The organism is Azoarcus sp. L1K30 (assembly GCF_018122735.1).
In the GTDB taxonomy this organism is placed as follows: domain Bacteria; phylum Pseudomonadota; class Gammaproteobacteria; order Burkholderiales; family Rhodocyclaceae; genus Parazoarcus.
In genome coordinates this window covers 1079622-1094644 of sequence record NZ_JAGRRD010000001.1, presented here as the reverse complement: position 1 = coordinate 1094644, position 15023 = coordinate 1079622, and the positions used below count along the sequence as shown (strand labels likewise).

The 15023-nt window shown below is 63.4% G+C and carries 14 protein-coding genes; 2 read left to right on the top strand and 12 right to left on the bottom strand.

Features of this window, described 5'->3' with window-relative positions:
* The first annotated feature begins 363 nt into the window (after positions 1 to 363).
* Positions 364 to 1269: an AEC family transporter gene (locus tag J5J83_RS04870; protein ID WP_212346097.1), complete on the top strand. Its 906-nt coding sequence runs from the start codon at positions 364 to 366 to the stop codon at positions 1267 to 1269.
* A 28-nt stretch (positions 1270 to 1297) separates the two neighbouring features.
* On the opposite strand, the gene J5J83_RS04865 is transcribed toward J5J83_RS04870, so the two are convergent.
* On the bottom strand, positions 1298 to 1909 hold the full coding sequence (locus tag J5J83_RS04865; protein WP_212346094.1) for a pyridoxamine 5'-phosphate oxidase family protein: 612 nt from the start codon (positions 1907 to 1909) through the stop codon (positions 1298 to 1300).
* A gap of 169 nt (positions 1910 to 2078) precedes the next feature.
* Here J5J83_RS04865 and J5J83_RS04860 point away from each other — a divergent pair, with 169 nt between their 5' ends.
* Entirely contained in the window at positions 2079 to 3005 is a 927-nt protein-coding gene (locus J5J83_RS04860) for a LysR family transcriptional regulator (protein ID WP_212346091.1), read from the top strand.
* Positions 3006 to 3108: 103 nt separating this feature from the next.
* On the opposite strand, the gene J5J83_RS04855 is transcribed toward J5J83_RS04860, so the two are convergent.
* The 11 genes from J5J83_RS04855 to thiS form a co-directional block, all read right to left on the bottom strand.
* Positions 3109 to 4599 (bottom strand): protein adenylyltransferase SelO, encoded by a 1491-nt coding sequence (locus tag J5J83_RS04855; protein WP_212346089.1) that lies wholly within the window; start codon positions 4597 to 4599, stop codon positions 3109 to 3111.
* Positions 4600 to 4604: 5 nt separating this feature from the next.
* Complete coding sequence (gene argC / locus J5J83_RS04850) at positions 4605 to 5564, bottom strand: N-acetyl-gamma-glutamyl-phosphate reductase (RefSeq protein WP_212346086.1); 960 nt, start codon at positions 5562 to 5564, stop codon at positions 4605 to 4607.
* Positions 5565 to 5829: 265 nt separating this feature from the next.
* A complete protein-coding gene (locus J5J83_RS04845) occupies positions 5830 to 6723 on the bottom strand; it encodes a cache domain-containing protein (RefSeq protein ID WP_212346084.1) in 894 nt (297 codons plus the stop codon).
* Between the two features lie 83 nt (positions 6724 to 6806).
* Positions 6807 to 8147: a TRAP transporter large permease gene (locus tag J5J83_RS04840; RefSeq protein ID WP_212346082.1), complete on the bottom strand. Its 1341-nt coding sequence runs from the start codon at positions 8145 to 8147 to the stop codon at positions 6807 to 6809.
* Between the two features lie 27 nt (positions 8148 to 8174).
* Complete coding sequence (locus tag J5J83_RS04835; RefSeq protein ID WP_212346080.1) at positions 8175 to 8720, bottom strand: TRAP transporter small permease; 546 nt, start codon at positions 8718 to 8720, stop codon at positions 8175 to 8177.
* 149 nt (positions 8721 to 8869) lie between these two features.
* Positions 8870 to 9865, bottom strand: coding sequence for a TRAP transporter substrate-binding protein (locus J5J83_RS04830; RefSeq protein ID WP_212346078.1), 996 nt, complete (start codon positions 9863 to 9865; stop codon positions 8870 to 8872).
* A 407-nt stretch (positions 9866 to 10272) separates the two neighbouring features.
* A complete protein-coding gene (locus J5J83_RS04825) occupies positions 10273 to 11715 on the bottom strand; it encodes an FAD-binding oxidoreductase (protein ID WP_212346077.1) in 1443 nt (480 codons plus the stop codon).
* Between the two features lie 38 nt (positions 11716 to 11753).
* On the bottom strand, positions 11754 to 12140 hold the full coding sequence (locus J5J83_RS04820) for a nuclear transport factor 2 family protein (protein WP_212346075.1): 387 nt from the start codon (positions 12138 to 12140) through the stop codon (positions 11754 to 11756).
* A 164-nt stretch (positions 12141 to 12304) separates the two neighbouring features.
* Positions 12305 to 13807 (bottom strand): PLP-dependent aminotransferase family protein, encoded by a 1503-nt coding sequence (locus J5J83_RS04815; protein WP_212346072.1) that lies wholly within the window; start codon positions 13805 to 13807, stop codon positions 12305 to 12307.
* 105 nt (positions 13808 to 13912) lie between these two features.
* Positions 13913 to 14707 carry a thiazole synthase gene (locus tag J5J83_RS04810; RefSeq protein WP_212352811.1) on the bottom strand — a complete coding sequence of 265 codons (795 nt, stop codon included), beginning with the start codon at positions 14705 to 14707 and terminating at the stop codon, positions 13913 to 13915.
* 54 nt (positions 14708 to 14761) lie between these two features.
* A complete protein-coding gene (gene thiS / locus J5J83_RS04805) occupies positions 14762 to 14971 on the bottom strand; it encodes a sulfur carrier protein ThiS (RefSeq protein WP_212346070.1) in 210 nt (69 codons plus the stop codon).
* Between the last annotated feature and the right edge of the window lie 52 nt (positions 14972 to 15023).

Here is a 15023-nt window from a genome sequence, read left to right as displayed (position 1 = left end):
GCCTGGCTCGGTAAGTGCGTCTCGAGCGACTACCGTGTCTGGCATCCCCGGGAAAGGGGCCCAGGCCACTTATCGTATGCTGACGGCCATTGGCCGAGTGCTCCAACATTGGTGGCGAGGTCGTGCTGTACCATGCTGCCGCTCAACAATCGCCAGCCTGTCGCCGGGCGATGCCGTTCTTGAAGAATGGCTGCTCGTTAGCGGATGACGAGGACGACTCTTGATCGCGCACATGCGCCTTGGTGGAGTGGAATGGTGATCGAATTCGTGGTTTGCGTTGGAATATCCGTCTATGCCCGGTTCAGGTGACGGCTTGTACCCGTCTGCGAGGAATTGCAGACGATTCGTAGGATTTCCACGCCGATGATCGACGTGCTGCAGGCATTGTGGCCGCTCTTCGTGTTGATCGTTACCGGGTTCTACATGCAGAAGCACGGGTTCCCGGGGCGGGAGTTCTGGCCCGGTGCCGAGCGTTTCAACTATTTCGTGCTTTTCCCTGCGCTGTTGTTCAAGAGCCTGGCGAGCGCGCCGCTGGACAACCCCGCGTTGCCGCGCCTGCTGGTGGCGGTCGCGCTTGCCTTGGCGGCGTGTTGCGTCGGGCTGCTGATCGCGCGTCGGGTTCATGCCTGGCCTGCGGCGCGTTTCGGTGTGATGCTCCAGGGGACGCTGCGCTTCAACACCTATCTGGGGCTGGCGGCGATTGGCGGTTTTTTCGGCAAGGAAGGTCTGCTGCTGGCGGCGGTGATGCTGGCGCTGCTCGTGCCCACCGTCAACGTGCTGTCGGTGCTGGCCCTGTCTGCGGGGTGCCACACCAGCGCGAAATCGCTGCTGCGCCCGATCGCGAAGAACCCCCTCATTCTTGCCTGCGCGGCCGGTGCCTTGCTCAACCTGAGCGGTATTGAGATCAAGTGGGGCGCGGATCGACTGCTGGCGCTGCTGGCGGCGTCCAGCCTGCCGCTGGGGCTGCTGTGCGTGGGTGCTGCATTGAAGCCGGGCGAACTTCGCGGCGAGCTGAAGGCGTTGCTCGCGAACAGCCTGAGCCGTCTCCTGCTGGTGCCGGCAGTCGCGTTTGCCTGCGCCGTCCTGCTCGGGCTGCCCGCCAACGAACGCGCCATCCTGGTGCTTTTCTTCGCCTTGCCGACGGCGCCAACCGCGTATGTGCTGACCCGTCAATTGGGCGGTGATGCCCACCTGATGGCCGGCATCATCACTTTGCAGACGCTGCTGTCGGCGCTCAGCCTGATGCTTGTGCTGATACTCTTGGGATGACGCAGCCGCGCGGCGGCCCCTGCGGGCGTCATCCGTGCGGGCCGGCGCCTCCGCGCTGACGGCGCGGCGCCGGTTGGCCGAGTCCGTCATCGACAAGCGCGTTCAGTTCGCGTTCGGTGAACCGCGGGGTGATGAATTTCGGGCAGTTCCAGTCGAAGGCGTCGACCGTGATCAGCACGCCGCGCTCGATACGGGCGGGATAGTCCGGCGATGCCAGCCGCGCAATCAGGGCCGGTTCGCTGTCTTTGTCGATCAGGCGGGCATGCCCCCAGATCTTCAGGCGCCGCTGTCCCGGGTAGTCCATCAGGAAAAGGCTCACACGCGCATCTCCCTCGAGATTGCCAACCGAAATGTACTGGCGGTTGCCGGAGAAATCCGCATAGCCGATCGTGCGTGCGTCCAGCACCTTCAGAAACCCGATGGGGCCGCCACGGTGCTGCACATAGGGCCAGCCGTTTTCACCGACCGTGCCCTGATAGAAGCTGTCGCGGCTGCGGATGAATTCCGTCTCGAACGAGGTCAGTGCAACCGCCTCCGATTCGCCCATGTCGACGGAACGGTAGGCGTGGCGGCTGCCCATGCGCGTCTGCACGGCTTGGACGCCAGGCGTGAAGGCAATCTTTGCAAAGGCGCGGGCCATGTGGATATCTCCTTGTGAGCGGGAGCGTACTTTGCCCCGCTTGAGTGGGCGGTCGAGCGTGTTGTTGGGTTGGCGATCGCGTTGCCAATGGCTGCCACTCTGCCAAATTCCATCCGTGAGAAGAATATCCGTAGAATGAAACCCACTATTTCGGAAGCAGGAAGAATAGGTGGATCGATTTCATCTGATGACGGTGTTCGTCGCGGTGGCCGAGGAGGAGAGCTTTGCGGCGGCGGCGCGGCGCCTGCGCATGTCCCCGCCGGCGGTGACCCGTGCCGTTGCCTGCCTCGAAGGGCGTCTGGGCGTGCGACTGCTGACGCGGACCACGCGCCTGGTGCGGGTGACCGAGGCTGGCGGCCGCTATCTTGAGGACGCGCGGCGCATCCTGCTCGAGGTGGAAGAGGCAGACGAGGCTGCGGCCGGGATCAACGCGACGCCGCGCGGACGACTCGCGGTTACGGCGCCGGTGTTGTTCGGCAAGCGCTATGTGATGCCGGTCATCACGGCTTACCAGCGGATCTTCGACCAGACGACGGTATCGGCGTTTCTCATCGATCGTGTCGTCAATCTGGTCGACGAAGGGCTCGATGTCGGCATTCGCATCGGGCACTTGCCGGACTCGTCGCTGCATGCGATCCGGGTGGGGCAGGTGCGTCGTGTCGTCTGTGCCGCGCCCGCCTATCTGGAACAGTACGGTACGCCGGACACGCCCGAGGACCTGGCTGGGCACCGCATCATTTCCGCCACTGCCGTCTCGACTGGCGCTGAATGGCCATTTCTCAGGGACGGCAAGAAACTGAGCATCAGGCTCAAGCCACGCATTCTGGTCAACACCAATGACGGGGCTCTCGAGGCTGCCCGTGAGGGCTTCGGGCTGACCCGGCTGATGTCCTATCAGATCGCGGATGAAGAGGCGGCGGGGACGATCAGGGTGGTGCTGTCAGCGTATGAGGAGATGCCGCTGCCGGTTCATGTGATCCACGGCGAGGGCCGCTTGCGCTCGGCCAAGGTCAGGCGTTTCGTCGATCTGGCCGTTGACATGCTCAGGGCGGACAAGGCGCTCAATGGTGGCGGATTGGCCGAACCAATGCGGTGACGCATCCGGCGCCGGGAATGTCCGGTTCGTGTTCCGGGCCTGCGCCCGGCCGGTCGATGTCGTGTCGGCGATCAGGACCGGGTGACGGTGGGTCGCGCTGCACTCAGGTGCCGCAGAAGGTACGAAACGCCTGGGTGAAGTCTGCCGGTGCCGGCTCGGCGTAACGGGCGAATGCCGGGCGTTCCTCGAAGGGCAGTCGCAAGGCTTCCAGCAGTTGCTCGAAGGGGGCCAGGTCGCCCGCCTGCGTAGCCGCGTCGAGCGCCTCCTCGACGCGGTGATTGCGCGGAATCAGCCACGGATTGACGCGACGCATGTGTTCCGCTCTTGGACCGGGGCTGTCAGCTTCTGCAGCGCAGCGCGCCTGCCAGCGTGCCAGCCAGTCGTCGAGTGTCTGGTGCTCGGTGAACAGCGCACGCAGCGGTCCTTCATCGCCCGCAGCGGCGTCGGCGAGTCGTCGCCAGGCCAGCGTGAAATCGACCTTTTTGGCCTGCAGCAAAGTCAACCAGTCCTGGGCAAGCGCGGTGTCGATGCGCTCGCCATCGTCGATTTGCCCACGCAGCCCGAGCTTGGCTCGGGCACCTTCGAGCCAGTGGTGCTGGTAGCGTGCGGGGAAGGCGTCGATCACCCCGGTGGCCAGCTCGATCGCCTGCTGCTCGTCGTCGGCGAGCAGTGGCAACAGGGTTTCGGCAAAGCGGGCCAGGTTCCAGCGTGCGATGCGCGCTTGTTGATCGTAGGCGTAGCGGCCCATGTCGTCGATGGAACTGAAGACCGTACCCGGGTCGTAGGCGTCCATGAAGGCGCAGGGGCCGTAATCGATGGTTTCGCCGGCCAGACTCATGTTGTCGGTGTTCATCACGCCGTGAATGAAACCGACGTGCATCCACTGCGCCACCAGTGCGGCCTGACGTTCCGCCACCCGTTGCAGAAAGTTCAGGTATCGATCCGGCGCGCCCACGAGTTCGGGGTCGTGCCGTGCGATGGTGTACTCGGCCAGTGTCGTCAGTTGCTCGATGGACCCGTGGGTGGCGAAAAACTGGAAGGTGCCCACGCGCAGGTGGCTGTCGGCAATGCGTGTCAGCGTGGCGCCCGGCAGGCTGCGGTCGCGATACACCCTCTCGCCGGTGGCAACCACCGCGAGCGCTCGCGTGGTCGGAATGCCAAGCGCGTGCATGGCCTCGCCGATCAGCACCTCGCGCAGCATCGGGCCGATGGCGGCCTTACCGTCGCCGCGCCGTGAGAACGGGGTCTTTCCCGAGCCCTTGAAGGCGATGTCGCGGCGTCGGTTGAGGCGGTCGATGACCTCGCCGATCAGCAGCGCGCGACCGTCGCCCAGTTGCGGTGAAAATTGCCCGAACTGGTGGCCGGCATAGGCCTGGGCGATCGGCGTCGCGCCCTCGGGCAGACGGTTGCCGGAGAAGAGCTCCGCCAGCGCCGGCGGCTCGAGATCGTCCAGCCCGAGCGCGAGTTCGTCGGCGAGTTCGTGGTTGAAGTAGACGAGCGTCGGGTCCGGCGCCGGTTCGGGTTGGCAGGGTACGTAGAACCCGACCAGATCCCGCGCATAGGTGTTGTCGAACGCGATGCCCGTCATCTTCATGCCTGTTACACCGCCAGTCCGGCCGACTCGTCCAGCCCCAGCATGATGTTCATGCACTGGATCGCCGCACCCGAGGCGCCCTTGCCGAGGTTGTCGAAGCGCGCGGCAACGAGGATCTGGTCGTCGTGGCCGAAGGCGAAGATCTCTGCGCGATTGGTGTCGTTGCAGGTGGTGGCGGGCAGAAAGCCGTTATCGAGCATCGGCGCCGGGTCCGACGGCATGACCTTGATGAAGGTCTCTCCGGCGTAGTACTCGGCGAAGAAGTGCTGGATGTCCGCCGCCGCGACCTTCTGCTTGAGCAAGCGCGGCAGCAGCGGCACGGCCACCACCATGCCCTGGGCAAAATTGCCGACGATGGGTGTGAACAGCGGCTTGTTGGCGAGACCGGTCAGGGCCTGCATCTCGGGCAGATGCTTGTGGCTGAGTCCGAGGGCGTAGAAGCGGGGGCTACGCATGTTGTCGCCCAGTTCGCCGGCGTCTTCGTAACTGGCGATCATCTCCTTGCCGCCGCCGCTGTAGCCGGTGATGGAGTAGGTGCTGGCCGGATAGTCGGCGGGCACGATGCCGGCGGCCACGAGCGGGTGCATCAGCATGATGAAGCCGCTTGCATGACAGCCCGGCACCGCCACCTTCTGCGCATTGCGCACGCGTTCACGCTGGCCCGGATTGAGTTCGGGAAAGCCGTAGACCCAGTCCGGATGCGTGCGGTGCGCGGTGCTTGCGTCGAGGAAGCGGGTGCGTGTGTTGCCCGGGGCAAGCAGCGAGACCGATTCCTTCGAGGCGGCATCGGGCAGGCACAGGAAGACGACGTCGGCCGAATTGACGTACTCGGCCTTGACCGCGGGGTCCTTGCGCTTGTCTTCAGGGATGGTCAGGATCTCGATCTCTGCGCGGCCGGACAGGCGCTCGTCGATCTTGAGACCGGTGGTGCCGTGACGACCGTCGATGAAAACCTTGTAAGTCATGCTGCTGCTCCACTGGGCGTTGTCTTGAACCCGCATTGTAAGGCTGATTTCATGTCAGGTTTTCACCGGCCTGCCTACCAGCTTCCACAGGTGGCCGATGAGTGTCTGATGTAGCGCCTGCAGTTCACCTATTCGATCGAGTGGATTGCCATTGTCCGGATGAGTGCTGCGTGCGGCAATCAGTTCCCGACCAAGTGCATGCGGGCGCTCGGCAATGAAGGTCCAGACGAGGGGCGGCGAAGGACGCGCGGAAGCGGCTTTCTGGTCAGCGCGAGAAATAACCCACGCCGACCAGGCGACCATGAATGGATGCGAAGAAGCTGTGTTTGCGTTCGACTCGGCCCGTGGTCGGGTTTGTCCAGTCGTACTCCAGTTCGCCCTTGCCCGACTTGCGCACGCGGGCGAGCATTTCGCTGACGATGGGTCGGCCGTCGGGCGACTGCTGCGCGTTGCCGTCTGATCCGACCAGACCGGGATTGGCGCCATGTGCCAGTACCTTGCCCGTGGCGATGTCGACAACGAAAACGTACAGGTCGTCGCGCACGAACGGCCCCTTGAACTGCTGGAACGCGGCGAGGGCCGCCGCTTCGTCGTCGATCATTGCCTTCAATGCGCTTTTCAGCAGGCTTCTGGCCTGTGCCGGGGTTGCCCGCGGAGCGTAGTAGCCGACTGCGACGATGATGTTGCCGACACGCTGGAAACGGGTGAGTTTGGGTTCGCCGCTGCTGTCTGCAGGATTGAACCAACGGTATTCGATACTGCCCTGATCGCGGGTCCGAGCCATGTCGACCATCTCGCGAAAGAAGGGGCGGCCCTGGAGATCGGTCTCTTCCATTACGTTCTGGCCGACGAGTGCGGCCGACGCGCCGCCGCTGGCGAGAAAGCGTCCGCTCATGTCGAGCGCGTAGACATAGAGGTCGCGGTCGATGAACTCGGCCTGACGGCTGAATGCGTCGACACCCATGATGCCGTGCTTGCGAATATGATCGGCTGCGCGTTCGAGCAGTGCTGCGGCACGCTCGCCCTGAGGGCTGCCGTAGACGCCGGGGGCGCTTTCGGCCGCAGGGGTGGGCGAAGTCGCGTATGCGTGGATCGGTGACGCAAGGCCGATGAAAGCGGCCAGCGCAAACGCCTGAAGGGAGTGTCGTGTCTGCAGCATGAAGTGCCTCCGGAACGGACGATTCTTGGTGGGAGACCGGGCGGGGAGCGGGGCGGCCGAAACGATCCGCCCCGGCGTCGCACTCAGTAACCGACCATGTGCGGCAACCACAAGGAGAGCTTGGGGAAGAACGCGATGAGGAAGATCGTGATCGTAGATACGATGACGAACGGGTGAATGCGACGGACGATGGCTTCGATGCTCGAGCCGCCAATGCCGGACGCCACGAACAGGTTCTCGCCCAGCGGCGGGGTCATGAAGCCGACCGACAGCGTGCAGATGATGACGATGCCGACGTGGGTCGGGTCCATCCCGAGCGTGTACATCACCGGCAGCAGCACCGGTACCAGGATCATGATGGCGGCCAGCGTCTCCATGAACATGCCGACGAAGAGCAGGAACACGATGACCATGGACCAGATCAGGTAGATGTTGTCGGTCAAACCCAGCATCGAATCGGCAATGATTGCCGGAATGCGCTGTTCCACCAGCAGGCGGCCAAACACGGTTGCGGTAAACAGGATCAGCAGCACGCGGCCGGTGATCCAGGTCGTGGTGCGCAGCGAGTTGAGCAGCGAGGCGAACTTCAGCTCGCGGTGCAGGAAGATGCCCACGAACAAGGTGTAGAAGATTGCGACGATGGCCGACTCGGTCGGGGTGAACAGTCCGGCGTAGATGCCGCCGAGGATGATGACGGGTGCCAGTACCGACCATACCCCCTTGCGCAGCGACACGCGGATGTCGGCAAAGGACCACTTTTCGGTGAGGCCGACATAGCCGTGCTTCTTCGAGATGAAGTAATTGATCAGTACCAGGCTTCCCGCCATCAGGATGCCCGGGATGACCCCGGCGACGAAGAGTTTGGGAATGGACACGGTATCGAACTGTCCGAATTTGGCCACGGCTTCCGGCGGCGGCATCAGGCCGATGGCGGAAATGCCGAAGATCACCATCGGGATCGAGGGCGGGATGATGATGCCGAGTCCGCCCGAGGCCGCGGTGACCGCGGAGGCGTAGCCGCGGTCGTAATTGCGCTTGACCATGGCCGGAATCATCAGCATGCCAACGGCCGCGGTGGTGGCCGGGCCCGATCCCGAGATGGCGCCGAAGAACAGGCAGGCCAGCACGGTGGCGGTGCCCAGGCCGCCGGTGATCGGGCCGGCCAGAGTTTCAGCGATGTCCACCAGCCGGCGTGAGATGCCGGCCGCTTCCATCAGGGCGCCGGCGAGCACGAAGGCGGGCAGGGCCATCAACGGAAAGCTGCCCACCGAGGTGAAGGCTATCTGTACGAAGGCAATGGGGTTCTTCTCCACCGCCATGAAGGTGGCCAGTGCCGCGCCACCCAGTGCAATGGTGATCGGCGCCCCCAGCAACAGCATGAGGAAGAATCCGCCGAACAGGATCTCTACGATATAGGCGTCCATGACTTGTCTCTCTGCGGTGGGCCGCGTTTATTGTTGTGTGGCAGCGGTCTGCTTGAGCTTCTCGATCTCTTCCGCTTCGGGATCCAGCAACTCCACGCCCTTGAACAGCGTGAGGTAGAGGTTCCACAGGATGCGGATCGACATCAGGGTGAAGGCTGCCGGCAGAATCATGTAGAAGTACTTCATCGGCAGGCCGAGGGTCTGCGACTTCCAGAACAGGTTCATGCGGTTGAACACGAAGTCGTAGCTCAGGTACACGAAGTACATGTTGAAGCACACCCACAGCACGTCCGACACGGCCATGCAAACTTTGCGCACGATGGGCGGGAAGAACTGGAACTGGAAGGTCACGCGGTTGTGCGCCGACATCTTTGCCGCGACCGTCGCGCCCAGATAGGCGAACCAGACGAACATGTAGGTGGCGAGTTCTTCACCCCAGGGCAGCGAGTACTGGAAGAACTGGCGTAGCAGGATCTGCGCGAACAGCAGCAGCACGAAGCAGGCCAGAAGCGCTTCCGCCAGGTATTCCTCGATGTTGCCCAGGAGCTTGAGGGTGACGTTCTTGATGGACATGGCGGGCTCCGCGAAGCAGGTGTTCGAGTGCATCGAATGGTGGCGAACGGAGACGATATCGCGTCCGCCCGTTTTGGCAATCTGATTGTGAGGCGCGACGTGCGCGGGGAGAGCGCTGCCGACGCCAGGGGGCGCCGGCAGAGTTGGACTTATCGCCCGAGCGACTTCAGGACCTTGTCCAGCTTGTCCTTGCCGCCAATGCTGGCGTAGAACTTGGGCCACACCGTGGTGGTGGCCTTATCGATGAACTCCTTCTCGCCATTGGCTGCGTCACTGATCTGCATGCCCTTGGCGACGAGGTCCTTCCTGATCTTGTCTTCGGTTTCGAGCAGATACTTGAAGCTGTGCTCGGTGGCTTCACGACCGGCTTCGAGGATGGCTTTCTGCACGTCCGGCTTCTGCTCCTGGAATACCGATTCGCTGACGATCAGCGGCTCCAGCGAGAAGATGTAGCGGATATTGGTGATGTACTTCTGTACTTCGTTGAATTTCATCGCCGAAACGGTGATGTAGGGGTTGTCCTGGCCGTCGACCACGCGCTGCTGCAGGGCGGTGAAGGTCTCCGACCACGCCATCGGCGTCGGGTTGATGCCCCAGGCCTGGTAGGTGGCGATCATGATCTCGTTCTTCGGTACGCGGATGACCATGCCCTTGAGGTCGGCGACATTGGTCACCGGTTTCTTCGAGTTGGTCAGTACGCGAAAGCCCGAGTAGGCCCAGCCCACGATGCGTACGCCAGCATCCCGTACCGTGTTCTCGGTGAGTTCCTTGCCAATCTCGCCAAGGGTGAGCTTCTTCGCGTCTTCGGCACTCTGGATGACGTAGGGCAGGGTCAGTACGCCGACCGACGGCGAGAACGGGGTGACGTTGTTGATCGCCAATACCGAGAAATCCAGCGTGCCGAGCGCGGCATTGTTGACCGTGTTCTGCTCGTCCCCGAGCTGGCCGTTGGGGAAGAGGTCGACCTTGTGCTTGCCCCCGGTCTTCTGTTCGAACACGGTCTTGAAGGTCTGGCCCAGTTCCCATTGCGTGCCGCCGGCCGCATCGCCGAGCGCCATCTTGAAGGTGGCGGCGAGTGCGCCCTGCGAGCCTGCCATCAGGCCGGCGGTGACGAGTGAGATCAGTACGGTTTTCTTCAGGTTCATGATTGTCTCCAGTATGTCTGTTTTTCTCATCCGATGGTCGGACATGGGGCACTGCAAGGCTATCAATCCGGCGAGCAAATCGGTGACGCCGTGTCTTAGCACCTTGTTCCTCCCTCTGAAGCGGAGGTCTTGGCACCTTGTTCCTCCCCCTTCAAGGGGGAGGCCAGGAGGGGGATGGGTTGCCGCGTTCCGGCCACACCCATCCCCACCCCAGCCCTCCCCTTGAAGGGGAGGGAGTCACCGCGCCGCAATTCGCTTGGTATCGCCTGATTGATTGCCGGGTAATTAGCTGTGAAAAACCTCCACCGCGGTGCGGGCTGCGGCGTCGGGTCTTCGTGTCGGGGACCTTTTCTCCCCATGATTAAGGTTTCGGGGCCTTCCGGGATGCTGAAAGGGGCGGTCAGGGGTCAGGGGCGTTCGTCGTTGTAGGCGTACCAGCGATACAGGAAACGTTGGCCAAAGCGGCGGAAGGGGGCAAAGGCTTCCGATACCACCATTTCCCGTACGTTTGGGAAGGGCAGTTTCGACGTGAAGATCGGCAGGTGCAGTTCGCTCCCCTTGCCTGCAATCCACTGCGCAAGGCGGCGACCTGCCTGGGCCGAGTACATCACGCCATTTCCGCCGTAACCGAGTGCGTAATAGACCGATTCCTTCGGGTCAGGCTGATGGATGCGCGGCATCATGTCGTGGCTCACGTCCACCCAGCCCCACCACGAGTAGTCGATCTGCACGCCACGGAGCGCGGGAAACTTGCGCCACATGTCCTCGATCAGGCGTTGTTCGTACTGCTTCTGCGGCGCATCGTTGCCGGTAATCGCGCTGCGGCTGCCGATTTGCAGCCGGTTGTCGGGCATCAGGCGGTAGTAGTGGCGCAGGACGCGGGTGTCGGTGATCACCTGGTGTGTGCGCAGACCGCAGGCCTCGATTTCCTGTGCTGTCAGCGGTCGGGTGACGATGGAATTCGACAGGATCGGCAACAGGCGATTCTTCAGTTGCGGATGAAGGCTGTTCGAGGTGTAGCCCCCGGTACAGATGCCGACTGCGCGGGCGCGTACCGTGCCGCCTGGGGTCTTGAGGTAGTGCACGCCGTTGCGGGTTTCCCAGCCCTGTACCGGACTGGCCGGATGTACGGTGGCGCCGAGTGCGCGGGCCTTCTTCAGATAGCCGAATGCCAGTTTGCCGGCGTGAATGCCGATGCCCTCGGGTTCGTGCATCGCCCCGCAGGCTTCCTCGTCGCCCACCCATTCGCGTCTTACGGTGTCCGCATTCAGGATGCGGGCGTCGTACTTGAACACGTCGCGCAGCAGCCGCGCTTCTTTCTCCAGGATGGGCATCACGCGGGCGCGGTGGGCAACGTACAGATGGCCGCCGGGCTGCGGGTCGCAATCGATGTCCTTGATCAGGGCCTTGAAGTTCTCCATGCCGTCGAGGCATTCGCGATGCAGGCCGAGCGCGGCCTCCATGCCGTAGCGCGCGATCCACTGCGAGCGCTTCAGACGACCCGACGCGCATTGCGCCTGACCGCCATTGCGTACGCTGCAGCCCCACGCGCTGCGGTTGGCCTCCAGCACCGTGGCCTTGATACCGTACTCTTGGGCGAGGAAGATTGCCGTGGTCAGGCCGGTGAAGCCGGAGCCGATGATGGCGACGTCGACGTCGATGTCGTGGCGGATCGGACCGTCGTCCGCCGGCGGTTCGCCGGCGGTGCCGATCCAGTAGGTCGGCGCGTAGTCGCGCCCCTGACCGGGCGTGGCCGAGACCAGCGGGTCGTAGGCAGGGTCGTAGGGGTTTGAAGCTGCGGTGGCGCGGCCATCGGTGGCGGCGCGCAAGCTGGCAGTCGCTGCGTCCATGTTCGGATTCCTCGATTCAGTGTGGCGTGAATCCGCGTTCAGGCTGCCGTGACCGGTGGCCGATCCTTGCGGAAGGCGTTCTTCACCGCGATCTTGCCGTCGCGGAAGGTGAAGATATCGACCATGCGGGCTTCGATGCGGGTGCCGTCGGCCTTGGTGCCGACGAAAGTGGTTTCGCTGACGCCGCGGTTGCCATCGACGAAATGGTCGCCATCGAGCCAGGCCGCATCGGGGAAGGTTTGCCAGGCGAGCATGAAGCCTTCGCGTACGGCGTCGCGACCGACGAAGCTGCGACCGAGCAGATCGGGGCCGGCCACGGCGTGAAAGGAGCAGTCATCGGCCATGAAGCTCATCAGGGCGTCGATGTCGTGACGGTTCCAGGCGTCGCCAAAGGCTTCCAGAAGGGCAGTGGTAGGTTGGGTCATGTTGTTTCCTCGTGTGTCCGGGGCTGTCTCGGGTGTCGCTGTATCGGCACCCTGGTGCTGATCAGTCGATAAGGTGAGTACAGGTTAAGCCTCGGGTGGGAAACGACGTAGGACCAGTTCGCGTGAATCGTTTGGTCCAGATAAGTATTTGAAGATGCGTGAAATTATTCGATCGAATGAAGGTCTTTCACGACTTCGGCCAAGGCCTTGATGCCAGGTTCGACTTTCTCTGCGGCAATGGACGAAAACCCCAGACGGAAACAGTTCTTTGGGGGCGGCTCGGCGGTGAAGAACACGCTGCCGGGTTCGATCAGGATGCCGTGCGCGAGTGCCGCCTCGGCAAGCGCGCCGGCGTCGAGCCAGTCCGGTCCTTCCACCCAGCATGACGAGCCACCGGCGATCGGCACATGGCGAAACTGGGGCAGGTGGCGAGCCAGCGCTGCAGTCAGGGCGGCTGCGCGCTCGTGGTGTGCCGTCGACAACCTGCGCAGCAGCGAGTCGTGATGTCCGAGTGAGAGGAAGATGGCAAAGGCGCGCTGCATGTAGGCGGCCGGATGCCGCAGGTTCAAGCGCCGGACGCCGCGCAACTCGCCGATCAGCTCGGCGGGACCGACCACATATCCGAGGCGCATGCCCGGTGCCAGGCTCTTCGACAGGCTGCCGATGTAGATTACGCGATTGCTGCGGTCCAGGCTTTTCAGCGCGGGCAGCGGTTCGCCTTCGAACGGGTTCTCGCTGTCGTAGTCGTCCTCGATGATGATGAAGTCCGACTGTTCGGCCATTTTCAACAAGGCCTCGCGACGCTCGAGCGGCATGGTCACCGTGGTCGGGCATTGGTGACTCGGCGTGACGTAGACATAGTCGCAGCGCTTGAGGCGGTCGTCGACGACCAGCCCGTGCTGGTCGATTTCCAGGCTTTCCATGCGCCGGGTGCGGCTGCTGAAGATGTTGCGCGCGTCTGGATAGCCGGGGTCCTCGATGCCGACCGGGGTGTCGCTGCTCATCAGCAGGTCGGCCAGCAGATAGAGCGCCTGCTGGGTGCCGACGGTGATGACGATTTCGTCGTCCGAAGCCCAGACTCCACGGCGCGGCAGGACCCGCGTGCGGATCTGGCGGACCAGCGACTCGTCGTCGCGCAGGATCATGTCCTGCGCCCATTCGCTGATCTCGAGCACGCTGAGTGTTTTCATGCAGCACTCTCGCCAGTCGGCGGTGGGAAATAGCGTGGGATCGAACTGACCGTAGACGAAGGGGTAAGGATAGTGCTGCCAGTCGGCTCGCTTGCTGATGTTGCGTTGCGCGGAGGGGCGGAAGCGGAAACGCCGGTTCCAGTCGGGTGCCGCGGCGGCGGGGTCGGCGTGTGGCGTCTCGACTTTGCCCGCACGGCCTTCGAGTATGGCCGGGTTGACGAAGTGGCCCTTGCGTTCGCGCGAAAGCAAGTAGCCTTCATCCACCAGTTGCTGGTAGGCGATGACGACCGTATTGCGCGCCACGCCGATGTGCGACGACAGCTCCCGGCTGGAAGGAATCGGTTCGTCGAGCGGAATCTGGCGGTCGAGGATGGCGGCGACCAGCATCTGACGAATCTGTCCCTGCAGGCTCATCGCGCTGTCGGCTTCGCGCTGCATGAACTGTTTCCACATGGCAGAGGTGGGGCGAATACTCATCGGGTCCGGGAGTAGGGGTGACGACAGTGAAGATTATCCTGTCACGGACGCCGGCAGGACATTGCCGGAAACATGGATGGCGGGGCGGCTTGCCCCGCCGCCTGATCAGCTCATCAGCCCCGACATCGGAGAGGATGGCGAAGCTGCGAAGCGCTTCGGCATGCGGCCCGCCAGATAGGCATTACGTCCGGCGCGTACGGCGTCGCGCATCGCCAGCGCCATCCGGATCGGGTCCTGCGCCCTGGCGATCGCGGTGTTCATCAGCACGCCGTCACAGCCGAGTTCCAGCGCAATGGCGGCGTCCGACGCGGTGCCGACGCCTGCATCGACGATCACTGGCACCTGCGTCTGCTCGATGATCAGTGACAGGTTCCACGGGTTCAGAATGCCCATGCCCGAGCCGATCAGCGAGGCCAGCGGCATGATCGCCACGCAGCCCATGTCTTCGAGCATTTTTGCCTGGATGGGGTCGTCACTGCAGTAGACCATGACGTCGAACCCATCCCTGATCAGCGTTTCGGCCGCCTTCAGGGTTTCGGGCATGTTGGGGAACAGGGTCTTCTCGTCGCCGAGCACCTCCAGCTTGACCAGCGAGTGCCCGCCCAGCAGTTCGCGCGCCATCTGCAGCGTATAGACCGCATCCCTGGCGTTGAAGCAGCCGCCGGTGTTGGGCAGGATGGTGAACTGCGAAGGCGGTACTGCGTCCAGCAGATTGGGTTCGTGCTGATGCTGGCCGATGTTCACCCGGCGGATGGTGACGGTGACGATGGATGTGCCGCTCGCGTCGACCGCGGCGCGGGTCTCCTCAAAATCCCTGTACTTGCCGGTGCCGACCAGCAGGCGCGAGCCATAGGTCTTGCCGGCGATGGTGAGCTGATGGTCGGTGTCGTTTTCTTTCATCGCGACTTCGCTGGTCGCGGGCAGGTCATCGAGCTGCATGGTGTTTCCTCCTGTTCAGCCGCCGCCGATGGCGTGAACGATTTCGATTCTGTCATCCGCCTGCAGGTGGCGATGGGGCCACTCGGCGCGTTTGACCACCTCGCGGTTGATCGACACCGCAAGACTCTTGCCGGTGAGTTCGAGCGCGGCGATCAGGTCCTGCAGGCTCTGTGTGGTGGCCGCCGGACGCGGCTGGCCGTTGAGTTCAATCTGGATCAGGGGCATGTCACACGTTCCGATACACTTCGGCGCCGCTCCTGACGAACTCGACCGCTTT

What these genes read in the sequence shown, in the direction of transcription:
- J5J83_RS04870 (WP_212346097.1), top strand. Translation starts at nt 364, where the DNA reads ATGATCGACGTGCTGCAGGCATTGTGGCCGCTCTTCGTGTTGATCGTT.
- J5J83_RS04865 (WP_212346094.1), bottom strand. Translation starts at nt 1,909, where the DNA reads ATGGCCCGCGCCTTTGCAAAGATTGCCTTCACGCCTGGCGTCCAAGCC.
- J5J83_RS04855 (WP_212346089.1), bottom strand. Translation starts at nt 4,599, where the DNA reads ATGAAGATGACGGGCATCGCGTTCGACAACACCTATGCGCGGGATCTG.
- argC (WP_212346086.1), bottom strand. Translation starts at nt 5,564, where the DNA reads ATGACTTACAAGGTTTTCATCGACGGTCGTCACGGCACCACCGGTCTC.
- J5J83_RS04845 (WP_212346084.1), bottom strand. Translation starts at nt 6,723, where the DNA reads ATGCTGCAGACACGACACTCCCTTCAGGCGTTTGCGCTGGCCGCTTTC.
- J5J83_RS04840 (WP_212346082.1), bottom strand. Translation starts at nt 8,147, where the DNA reads ATGGACGCCTATATCGTAGAGATCCTGTTCGGCGGATTCTTCCTCATG.
- J5J83_RS04835 (WP_212346080.1), bottom strand. Translation starts at nt 8,720, where the DNA reads ATGTCCATCAAGAACGTCACCCTCAAGCTCCTGGGCAACATCGAGGAA.
- J5J83_RS04830 (WP_212346078.1), bottom strand. Translation starts at nt 9,865, where the DNA reads ATGAACCTGAAGAAAACCGTACTGATCTCACTCGTCACCGCCGGCCTG.
- J5J83_RS04825 (WP_212346077.1), bottom strand. Translation starts at nt 11,715, where the DNA reads ATGGACGCAGCGACTGCCAGCTTGCGCGCCGCCACCGATGGCCGCGCC.
- J5J83_RS04820 (WP_212346075.1), bottom strand. Translation starts at nt 12,140, where the DNA reads ATGACCCAACCTACCACTGCCCTTCTGGAAGCCTTTGGCGACGCCTGG.
- J5J83_RS04815 (WP_212346072.1), bottom strand. Translation starts at nt 13,807, where the DNA reads ATGAGTATTCGCCCCACCTCTGCCATGTGGAAACAGTTCATGCAGCGC.
- J5J83_RS04810 (WP_212352811.1), bottom strand. Translation starts at nt 14,707, where the DNA reads ATGAAAGAAAACGACACCGACCATCAGCTCACCATCGCCGGCAAGACC.
- thiS (WP_212346070.1), bottom strand. Translation starts at nt 14,971, where the DNA reads ATGCCCCTGATCCAGATTGAACTCAACGGCCAGCCGCGTCCGGCGGCC.